Origin of the sequence: Methylobacterium sp. J-077, assembly GCF_022829365.1 — a bacterium.
In the GTDB taxonomy this organism is placed as follows: domain Bacteria; phylum Pseudomonadota; class Alphaproteobacteria; order Rhizobiales; family Beijerinckiaceae; genus Methylobacterium.
Window position 1 is genome coordinate 1 of sequence record NZ_JAKSYJ010000035.1, and the last position, 8,617, is coordinate 8,617.

The 8,617-nt window shown below is 70.1% G+C and carries 11 protein-coding genes and 2 pseudogenes; 8 read left to right on the forward strand and 5 right to left on the reverse strand.

Translation table 11 applies throughout. The features are described from left to right. From MKL11_RS01600 to MKL11_RS01610, 3 genes and pseudogenes are all read right to left on the reverse strand, one after another. Nucleotides 1-186: pseudogene (locus MKL11_RS01600) on the reverse strand (sugar transporter); the annotation flags it as partial. Between the two features lie 192 nt (nucleotides 187-378). Further along, nucleotides 379-549 carry a Flp family type IVb pilin gene (locus tag MKL11_RS01605; RefSeq protein WP_243939657.1) on the reverse strand — a complete coding sequence of 57 codons (171 nt, stop codon included), beginning with the start codon at nucleotides 547-549 and terminating at the stop codon, nucleotides 379-381. Between the two features lie 297 nt (nucleotides 550-846). Continuing rightward, the gene (locus MKL11_RS01610) at nucleotides 847-1,098 is read right to left on the reverse strand and encodes a DUF3072 domain-containing protein (protein ID WP_243939659.1); all 252 of its coding nucleotides are present in this window, start codon (nucleotides 1,096-1,098) and stop codon (nucleotides 847-849) included. 177 nt (nucleotides 1,099-1,275) lie between these two features. On the opposite strand from MKL11_RS01610, the gene MKL11_RS01615 reads away from it, so the two are divergent. The 7 genes and pseudogenes from MKL11_RS01615 (at nucleotide 1,276) to MKL11_RS01645 (ending at nucleotide 6,985) form a co-directional block, all read left to right on the forward strand. Beyond that, on the forward strand, nucleotides 1,276-1,851 hold the full coding sequence (locus MKL11_RS01615; protein ID WP_243939660.1) for a gluconokinase: 576 nt from the start codon (nucleotides 1,276-1,278) through the stop codon (nucleotides 1,849-1,851). Nucleotides 1,852-1,854: 3 nt separating this feature from the next. After that, nucleotides 1,855-2,676: a Cof-type HAD-IIB family hydrolase gene (locus MKL11_RS01620; protein ID WP_243939661.1), complete on the forward strand. Its 822-nt coding sequence runs from the start codon at nucleotides 1,855-1,857 to the stop codon at nucleotides 2,674-2,676. A gap of 185 nt (nucleotides 2,677-2,861) precedes the next feature. Further along, on the forward strand, nucleotides 2,862-3,818 hold the full coding sequence (locus tag MKL11_RS01625; RefSeq protein WP_243939662.1) for a lytic transglycosylase domain-containing protein: 957 nt from the start codon (nucleotides 2,862-2,864) through the stop codon (nucleotides 3,816-3,818). Between the two features lie 313 nt (nucleotides 3,819-4,131). After that, nucleotides 4,132-5,028, forward strand: a pseudogene (locus tag MKL11_RS01630) (helix-turn-helix transcriptional regulator); the annotation flags it as partial. Nucleotides 5,029-5,355: 327 nt separating this feature from the next. Further along, entirely contained in the window at nucleotides 5,356-6,219 is an 864-nt protein-coding gene (cysE, locus tag MKL11_RS01635; protein WP_243939664.1) for a serine O-acetyltransferase, read from the forward strand. A gap of 91 nt (nucleotides 6,220-6,310) precedes the next feature. After that, nucleotides 6,311-6,526, forward strand: coding sequence for a DUF3126 family protein (locus MKL11_RS01640; RefSeq protein ID WP_007565940.1), 216 nt, complete (start codon nucleotides 6,311-6,313; stop codon nucleotides 6,524-6,526). Between the two features lie 129 nt (nucleotides 6,527-6,655). After that, nucleotides 6,656-6,985: a DUF6949 family protein gene (locus MKL11_RS01645; RefSeq protein WP_243939665.1), complete on the forward strand. Its 330-nt coding sequence runs from the start codon at nucleotides 6,656-6,658 to the stop codon at nucleotides 6,983-6,985. Between the two features lie 7 nt (nucleotides 6,986-6,992). Here MKL11_RS01645 and MKL11_RS01650 read toward each other — a convergent pair whose 3' ends face one another. Continuing rightward, nucleotides 6,993-7,700 (reverse strand): transglutaminase-like cysteine peptidase, encoded by a 708-nt coding sequence (locus MKL11_RS01650; RefSeq protein ID WP_243939666.1) that lies wholly within the window; start codon nucleotides 7,698-7,700, stop codon nucleotides 6,993-6,995. 320 nt (nucleotides 7,701-8,020) lie between these two features. Here MKL11_RS01650 and MKL11_RS01655 point away from each other — a divergent pair, with 320 nt between their 5' ends. Next, nucleotides 8,021-8,278, forward strand: a complete 258-nt coding sequence (locus MKL11_RS01655) for a hypothetical protein (RefSeq protein ID WP_007565945.1) — start codon at nucleotides 8,021-8,023, stop codon at nucleotides 8,276-8,278. A gap of 88 nt (nucleotides 8,279-8,366) precedes the next feature. On the opposite strand, the gene MKL11_RS01660 is transcribed toward MKL11_RS01655, so the two are convergent. Next, a partial coding sequence (locus MKL11_RS01660) for a transglutaminase-like cysteine peptidase (protein ID WP_243939667.1) occupies nucleotides 8,367-8,617 on the reverse strand: 251 nt, incomplete at its 5' end.

The following is an 8,617-nucleotide window of genomic DNA, read 5'->3' on the forward strand; positions in this document are numbered from 1 at the left end:
TCCGCGCAGGGCCTCGATCACGGCGGGCGTGACGTCGATGATCTCGTAGCGGGCGAGCACGCCGCCGTCCGCGGTCGCAACCTCCGCGCCCGCCTCGATCGCGCTCGCCGTCGGCCCCGCCGCGGGCAGATACGTGCAGCCCGACATCGCCGTGACGGCGAGCAGAGCGAGGGGAAGTTTGCGCATCCAGATGTTGCCCATCGGTTTTGCCGAGCCCGTGCCTAGCCGATAGCGGCCAGGGTGTCCGTAGCGGGTGGGCCACACTCCGCCCGTGACGGGCGAGAGGGCGGTTTCATCCTCGCTAAGCACAGCTTTTTCGAGGCCGAGACGGGATATTTGTGCGGCCTGTCCGGGATCGCGGCGCCGGACCACCGGATTTCAGTTGGCCTGGGTCACCGCGCTGCTGATCTGGGCGTAGATCGGGATCATCCGGGAGCCGTAGTACCGGATGCTGCCGGCCACGACGACGAAGATCAGCGCGCCGATCAGGGCGTATTCCATCGCCGTGGTGCCGCGCGCGTCGCGGGCGAACCGCGCGGCGCGGGACACTGCCCGCCCGGCAAGGTCGCGGGTACGGATAAGGCAGCGTCCCGGACGCGTCCCATGCCTGTCGCAGCTCGGCTCTGCCATCCGTGACCCCGACTCCCGCCGCTCCCGGTCGGATACGGCGCGGTGAACCGGTCTGGCACGACCTGCATTGCCGCCGACTTAATGGAATTTCCGGAACGTGGCGTTTTCGGTGCCGAATTCCGAAACATCGAAGGGCCGAGACCTGGACAGGTCCCGACCCTCGCGAATGCATCCGTGCAGAACCGGGCTCTCCCGAACTGCGAACCCTTCAAGAAATCAGGCGTGGCCGGCCTTGTGGCGCAGATCGTCGATCCGCTTGGACGCTTCGGCCTTGTCGATGTCGGCGTCGAACGCGTCCGGCTCCTTGGCCTCTTCCGAGAGGGTCTTGAGATACGAAGCCTGCGCCCCGGTCATCGGCTCACCGCCGGTGGTCCACTGATCCGGATCCTTGATCTGGTTCGACACGTCCTTCGGATCGGTCTTCGGGTTCTCCTGGGTCGTGTCGTGCTTGTCGGCTGCCTTGGCCATGGGATCCTCGTTCCTGAAATGTTCCGTCTTCGCCAACGAGAACGCGAGGCCCGCCCCGGGGTTCCGGAGGATATCGAGGCGGGGTCCGGTGTTCCCCAGAAACCTTTTCTTCCCGTCCCCCGATCCTATTGATGAAGCGCGCGGCGCGCGGTCGCGCCCCTGAGCACGGTGGTCCGGATGGCCTCGGAGAAGCGGATTCAGAACGAGGCCGAAGCGGCGGCCAGCGCGGCGCAGGTTCTCGTGGTGATGGGGGTCTCGGGTTCGGGCAAGAGCACGATCGGGGCGCTGATCGCCGAAAAGCTCGGCTGGATCTTCGTCGACGGCGACAGCTTCCATACCCCCGAGCATGTGGCGAAGATGCACGCCGGCCACGCCCTCGACGACGAGGATCGCGCGCCGTGGCTCGCCCGGATCGCGGTCTGGATCCGGCACCGTCTGGAGGCCGGGGAATCCGGCGTGGTGGTCTGCTCGGCCCTGCGCCGGGCCTACCGGGACGTGCTGACCCATGGCAGCCGGCACGTGCACATCGTCTACCTCGACGGCGACAGGGCCCTGGTCGCCCGGCGTCTCGCCGAGCGCCACGGCCACTTCATGTCGCCCCGCCTGCTCGACAGCCAGTTCGCCATCCTGGAGACGCCCGGCCCCGACGAGCGTCCGATCACCGTCGGGATCGACGCGCCGCCGGAGGCGATCGCCGATCGCGTCGTGGCACGGCTCGCCGAAGACGCCCGCACGCCAGCCGGAAGGACCTGAGCCATGGGTGCGGATTCACAGAAGGCGACCGGGATCGCCCTGGTCATCTCCGACGTCGACGGCACCCTAGTGACCGACGACAAGACCCTCGCCGCCTCGACCATCGAAGCGGTGAAGCGGCTGCGGGCGGCCGGGATCGGGTTCAGCATCGCGTCGGCCCGCCCGCCGCTCGGCCTGAAGGCCCTCGTCGCCGAGTTGGGCCTCGACCTGCCGATGGGGGCGTTCAACGGCGCGAGCGTCGTCCGCCCCGACCTCTCGACCATCGAGGCGCAGTTGATCCCGGAAGCCGCCGCACGGGCGGCCCTGGAGCGCCTCGAAACCGAGGGCCTCGACGTCTGGGTCTTCGCCGAGGGCGCCTGGTGCCTGCGCGACCCGGACGGCCCCTATACCGATCTCGAGCGCCGGACCATCGGCGCCGAGCCGCGCGTGGTCGCCGATCTCGGCACGCTCATGGGGGCCGCCTCGAAGATCGTCGGGGTCAGCCGCGATCACGCCCATCTCGCCGCCTGCGAGGACCGGATCGGGGCGGCGCTCGCCGACCGCGCCACCGTGCACCGCTCGCAGGCCTACTACCTCGACGTGACGCCGCCCGGGCTCGACAAGGGCCGGTTCGTGACCTGGATGAGCCGCCATCTCGGCATCCCGCCCGAGCGGATCGCGACCTTCGGGGATGCCGGCAACGACCGGCCGATGTTCGCCCGCAGCGGTTTCTCGGTGGCGATGGGCAATGCCGAGGCGGCCGTGCAGGCCGCCGCCAGCGCCGTGACGGACGGCAACGGCGCCGACGGCTTCGCCCACGGCGTCGCGCGCTTCATTCTGCCCTGACCGCCCCCGAACGCAGCACCCTGTGGATAACCGGGATGGTTAACCGGACGCCGCGCACCTGTGGCCAACGAGGCACAGACGCGCCCCACGTCCCCGTCGCGCACAGGCCGTCGAATCCGGGCCGCTTTCCGGCCTCATTTCCCCGCGACCTAGCTTGACCAGAACAAGCTGGACCGGGTCTCGGAATGCATCGCCTCTTCCTGGCTGCCGCTCTCGCGGTCGTGCCCGTCGCCGCCTTCGGGCAGGGCGCGCACGACAACATCGACGCGCTGATCGAGCAGCAGGCCAAGGCGAACGGCGTCCCGGCGAGCTTCGTCCACGCGGTGGTCAGGCGCGAGAGCAACTACAATCCGAACGCGAAGGGCGGCAGTGCGCTGGGCCTGATGCAGATCAAGCACGCGACGGCGCGCAGCCTCGGCTATACCGGCGACGCCGCGGGGCTGCTCGATCCGGCGACCAACCTGCGCTACGGCGTCGCCTATTTGGCGGGGGCCTATCGCACCGCCCAGGGCAACGTCAGCCAAGCCTACCACTATTACAACCGCGGGTATTATTACGCGGCCAAGCGCCAGGGCATCTCCAGCGAGGTGGCCGCGGTGGTGGCCCCCGTGGCGGCCTCGGCGAGCGCCCTGGCGAGCCTGTTCGGCGGCGGCGTCAGCGACTCCACCGCCGCCTCGGCGGCCCTGGCCTACGCGCCGACCGCCGCCGCGGTGGCGGCGGTGCCGACCGAGACCGTCGAGGTCCCGCTGCCGCCCCGGCGCCCGACCGCCTTCAGCGGCGCGGTCGAGCTCGCGAGCTTTTCCGTCGAGCCGGCAGCGGCGAGCCCGGTCGTGCAGATGGCCTCGGTCGAGACCGTGGAGGTGCCGCTGCCGCCGCGCCGCCCGACCGGCCTCGGCAGCGCGATGGCGGAATCCGCCCCGGCCCAGCTCGCCGAACTGCGCCTCTCGCCGCAGGCCGAGCCGACCGCGACGACACAAGGCGCCGCCCTCACTCCCGCGGCCGTGACGGCCCCGGTCGCCGAGGCGGTGGACGTGCCGCTGCCGCCGCGCCGGCCCTCGATCCAGCTGCTGGCCGCCGCCGCGCCACGCCGCGCCCCGGCCGCCGCGCCCGTCCGCGAGGCCACGGCGATCCCCGTCGAGTGACGCCGGATCGGGATCGGACAACCACTGCTTGCCCGACCTCTGCCCACACGAGGATCCTGCTCAAGGCTTGACCACCGGGCCGTTCCGCAACACATAGGCGCCACGCCAGCAACAGGGTTGGGTCGGCGCGGCAATGGCCCGTCGAGCGGTCGAAGCGGCCGGGCACAGGCGGCGCAATACAGACTTCAGGGCAGGATACGTCAGGGTTCGCACCAAAGGTCGAGCAGCACCCGCTCGATCCAACGTTGCGAATCAGAATTCATCTTGAAGTGGCAGACATGCAGGGCAAGCACTCTGCTTTCGGGCTGGCAGGAAAGCGGACGACGCCATGACCGGCGTGTTGGAACAGGAATCGCTCTTTCTCACGGATCTCGGGCGCCGCGTCAGGCACGCGCGCACCGTGCGCGGTCTGTCGCGCAAAGTGCTGTCCCAGACCTCGGGCCTGTCGGAGCGCTACATCGCGCAGCTCGAGGGCGGCCAGGGCAACGTCTCGATCATCCTGCTGCGGCGGGTCGCCAACGCCATGGGCGTGCGGCTCGACGACCTGATCACCGGCCATGACGGCCTGCCCGATTGGCCGGTGGTGCGCGACCTCCTCGGACAGGCGACCCCGGCCCAGGTCGCCGCCGCCAAGGAGGCGCTGTCCGGCGGCAGCCGGCCGGAATCGAGCGGCCGCCTGCGCGTGGCGCTGATCGGCCTGCGCGGCGCCGGCAAGTCGACCCTGGGCAAGCTCGCGGCCGAGCGCCTGGGCTGGACCTTCGTCGAGCTGAACGCCGAGATCGAGCGCGAGAACGCGCTCTCGGTGCAGGAGATCTTCGCGATCTACGGCCAGGAGGGTTACCGCCGGCTGGAGCAGGCGGCCCTGCGCCGCCTCACCGAGCATCCGGGCCCGCTGATCCTGGCGACCAGCGGCGGCATCGTCGCCGAGCCGCTGACCTACGACCTGCTGCTCCAGTCGTTCTACACGATCTGGCTCCGCGCCCGTCCCGAGGAGCACATGAGCCGTGTGCGCGAGCAGGGCCATCTGGCCACCACCGGCGACCACGCCTCGGCGATGCAGGAGCTGCGCGCCGTGCTGGCGAGCCGGGAGCCGCTCTACGCCCGGGCCTCGGCCACGGTCGACACCTCCGACATCCCGCTCCAGACCATGGTCGATCGGCTCGTCGCGGCGATCGAGGCGCGGTTCGGCGAGGCGGCCTTCGCCGGCTGAACGGATCGCGGAACCGGTGACAGCGGGGCCGATGCGGCATCGCCCTCCGCCGCTTGACCCTTGATCGACGTGGTGCGGCGCACCACGCTATGGCTTCGTCTCGCCCGGGTCCGCCCAGTTTCGGAACGCACGATGCCTGAGACCAAGCGCCCCGCGCATGGCTTGGCCTGTAGCACGATATGCTAGGATTACCCGCGACGGCGGGGGTCCTTCACCTCGCTCGTCGCTGTGCCAGGGCTTCGCTGCAGCGCCCAGCCGGATCGGGCGCTGGGGTCCGATCCGGCCTCGGAACAGCGAGCCCGACATCTCGATCATGAGCCACCGTCCATGAGCGCCAGTCCAGCCCTCAGCCCAGCCTTCAACCGCGACGCGGGCGACCTCGCGGTCTGCGATCCGGTCTGGTCGCGGCTGCGCGCCGAGGCCGAGGACGTGCTGCGCACCGAGCCGCAGCTCGCCTCCTTCATCGTCGCGACGATCCTGAACCACGCCACCCTGGAGGGCGCCGTCGCCCACCGGGTCGCGGCCCGGCTGGGCCACCCGTCGCTGCCGGCCGAGCTCGTCGCCCACGCGTTCCACGAGGCGTTCGGGGCGGATCCCGCCATCGGGCAGGCGTTCCGGGCCGATATCGGCGCGGTGATCGACCGGGACCCCGCGACCCTGCGGGCCCTGGAGCCGGTCCTGTACTTCAAGGGCTTCCACGCGCTCCAGGCCTATCGCCTCGCCCACCACGTCTGGACCCGGGGCCGGCGCGACCTCGCGCTCTACCTGCAGAGCCGGGTCTCCGAGGTGTTCCAGTGCGACATCCACCCGGCCGCCCGCATCGGCCGCGGGGTGTTCCTCGACCACGCCACCGGCCTCGTGGTCGGCTCCACCGCGGTGATCGAGGACGACGTGTCGATCCTCCATGGGGTGACGCTCGGCGGCACCGGCAAGCAGCGCGGCGACCGCCATCCCAAGATCCGCCGCGGCGTGATGATCGGTGCCGGCGCCAAGATCCTCGGCAACATCGAGGTCGGCGCCTGCGCCCGGGTGGCGGCGGGCTCGGTGGTGCTGCGGCCGGTCCCGGCCAACACCACGGTGGTCGGCGTGCCGGCCCGCGTCGTCGGCACGGCGGGCTGCGACGATCCGGCCCGGGCCATGGACCAGCTGGTCGCCCTCGATCAGTTCATCCATGTGGGCGACGGGATCTGACACCGGCGAAGCTGCGCTTGCCGCTCCGCCGCTCGCGTGGCAAGCCCTCCGCCGATCCGGGCGTCAGCGCCCACAGGGGAGGCCAGACAGCGTGACCAAAGCCGAGACCGCGAAGCTGCAGGACTACCTGCGCCGCAAGTTCGCCAACAACAACATCCGCCTGACCGCGATGAAGACCGGCGATTCCGCCGAGGTGTTCATCGGCGAGGAATCGATCGGGGTGATCGCCGACGACAAGGAGGACGGCGACGACTCCTTCGTGTTCCGTATGGCGATCCTCGACATCGACCTCGAGGAAGAAGCCTGATGCGCACGTCGCGGGCCGGGTTCCACCGGCCCGCACCTGTGTATGGGTTAAGGCTAACCCACGTGATTGCTTAACAATCAGTAAACCGTGTGGCTAAACTCCGCGCAGCCTTTTTTAGGAGCGCGAATAATGGTCCTCACGCCCGCCGCCCTCGAATCGATCCGGACCTTGTGCATCGGCCTCGCGCTGTCCGGGTTGATCGCCAGCGCCTTCGAGCTGTTCGCGGCCCGGCGCGCGAGCTTCAGCCTTTTGGAGCGCGGCGGCCTGCCGGCGGTGGCGGCCCTGCCGATGCTGGCCTTCTCGGCCCCGTTCATCATCCTGCGCAACACCCTGCGCGGCCGCAAGATCGAGGGCCGCCCGATGCCGTTCGTGATGCTGGCGACCGTCATCGCCTGCGGCTGGGGCCTGCTCTCGGGCCGGGTCGCCCTCGACTTGGCGGCGATGCTGGTCGGCACCTGAAGACCTGTCAGGGCTCGGCGGTCGCCACCTGCGCGGCGCCCTCCCGGCCCTCCAGGGAGACCCAGGCCGTCCCGTCCTGGCCCGCGCGCTTGACGAAGCTGTAGCCGGTGCGCCGCCAGGGGCGGATCGCGTCGGTCTTGTTGTCGAGGATGAAATCGCCGCGGTCGGTGCGCACTGTCAGCACCGCGTGGCCGGCATTGGTCTCGTCGATCACCACGGTCATCAGCAGGGCCCGCCGCGGCAGGCCGCGCTCGGCCAGCATGCGCCGCTTCAGCAGCTGGTAATCCTCGCAATCGCCGAACCCGTCATCGGGAAAGTCCCAGCGGTCGACGACGCCCCAATGCGCCTGATCGGTGATCGGCCGGATGCGGGTATTGACCCGGTGATTGACGCTCCGCAGCGTCCGCCACACGGCGACGGTGAGCGGGATCGCTGCCGGCTCCGCGGCGTCGATGGTGCATTCCTCCGGCATGCGCCCGCAGAACTCCGTCCAGCCGACGATCGCACCGATCGGGCCGTTGGCTTCGGGCCTCGTTGTTCCGTCGGGCAGGGTCAGGCGGGCATGGGCGTGAGTGCTGGCGCCGCCCAGCATCAGGATCGTGCCGACCAGGGCGAGGCTGGCGGCTTGGCGGGCTCGGCGCAGCGGCATCGTCCATCCGCGCCAGTGCGGCGCAAGGAGCGCGAGAGCCGGAAGTCCACCATCCGCGTGCCGCATGGACCACGCCCCATCGACCGATGATGACGGGAAGGTGACATGCGGGCGTGCAACGCACAATGGCTAAAGGTGGAAGGGCGAACGCTCCAGGGCCCGGAATGGTTCCACTTCAAGAGGGTGTTGCATTCGCGTTGCTGCAATCCACAGCATGCGCTCATGGAATGGCCGCCCTGCTCCCCTCTGGAAAGCCTTGATTCCACCGAGCTTTGCCGGCTTGAGACAGGGGAGCCCCGCGCTGAGATTCGCGGCTTGATCAGAAGCTCCGCAAGAACTCGGCCATCCCGTCGCGGGATCGCCTCAGGCCAGAGAAGGATTTCACGATGCAGCCCGCCATCCAGCAGGTGATCAGAGCGCTCGCCGAGGATGGTCGGGCCGGTGCTATCGGCATCGCCGAGCACGCCGTGGAAGCCTATCTGGCCGGCTCGCCCACCGAAGGCGACCGCGCCCTATCGCGCGACATCCTGGTGCGCGACCTCGCCAGCCTCCGGGGCATCGCCCCGCATCTCGCCGGCTTCATCGGCCGGGTCGAGACCTTCGTGGCGAACCTCGCCCAGCCCTCGCTGAGCCGCGCCGCCTGAACGGGACCTCTCGGGACGCCGTCCCGAACCCTGCCAAAGGGCCTCAGGCCCTTTCGAATCCTATGACGCGCGTGGGCCGAAGGCCCGATCAGCGGTTGGCGGTTGTGACCGGCGAGGTGACGCCGCCGAGCGAGACCCAGGCCGTGGCGTCCTGGCTCTCCCGTTTGATGAACACGTAGCCGGTCTTGTGCCAGGCCTCGATCGCGTTGGTCTTGTTGTCGAGGACCAGGTCGCCCCGGTCGGTGATCAGGGTCAGGACCGCGTGGCCCTCGCCCTTCTCGTCGATCACCACGGTCATGCGCATCGCCCGCCGGGGCAGGCCGGCCTCGGCCAGCAGGT

What these genes read in the sequence shown, in the direction of transcription:
- MKL11_RS01645 (WP_243939665.1), top strand. Translation starts at nt 6,656, where the DNA reads ATGGTCCTCACGCCCGCCGCCCTCGAATCGATCCGGACCTTGTGCATC.
- cysE (WP_243939664.1), top strand. Translation starts at nt 5,356, where the DNA reads ATGAGCGCCAGTCCAGCCCTCAGCCCAGCCTTCAACCGCGACGCGGGC.
- MKL11_RS01620 (WP_243939661.1), top strand. Translation starts at nt 1,855, where the DNA reads ATGGGTGCGGATTCACAGAAGGCGACCGGGATCGCCCTGGTCATCTCC.
- MKL11_RS01610 (WP_243939659.1), bottom strand. Translation starts at nt 1,098, where the DNA reads ATGGCCAAGGCAGCCGACAAGCACGACACGACCCAGGAGAACCCGAAG.
- MKL11_RS01650 (WP_243939666.1), bottom strand. Translation starts at nt 7,700, where the DNA reads ATGCGGCACGCGGATGGTGGACTTCCGGCTCTCGCGCTCCTTGCGCCG.
- MKL11_RS01625 (WP_243939662.1), top strand. Translation starts at nt 2,862, where the DNA reads ATGCATCGCCTCTTCCTGGCTGCCGCTCTCGCGGTCGTGCCCGTCGCC.
- MKL11_RS01655 (WP_007565945.1), top strand. Translation starts at nt 8,021, where the DNA reads ATGCAGCCCGCCATCCAGCAGGTGATCAGAGCGCTCGCCGAGGATGGT.
- MKL11_RS01615 (WP_243939660.1), top strand. Translation starts at nt 1,276, where the DNA reads ATGGCCTCGGAGAAGCGGATTCAGAACGAGGCCGAAGCGGCGGCCAGC.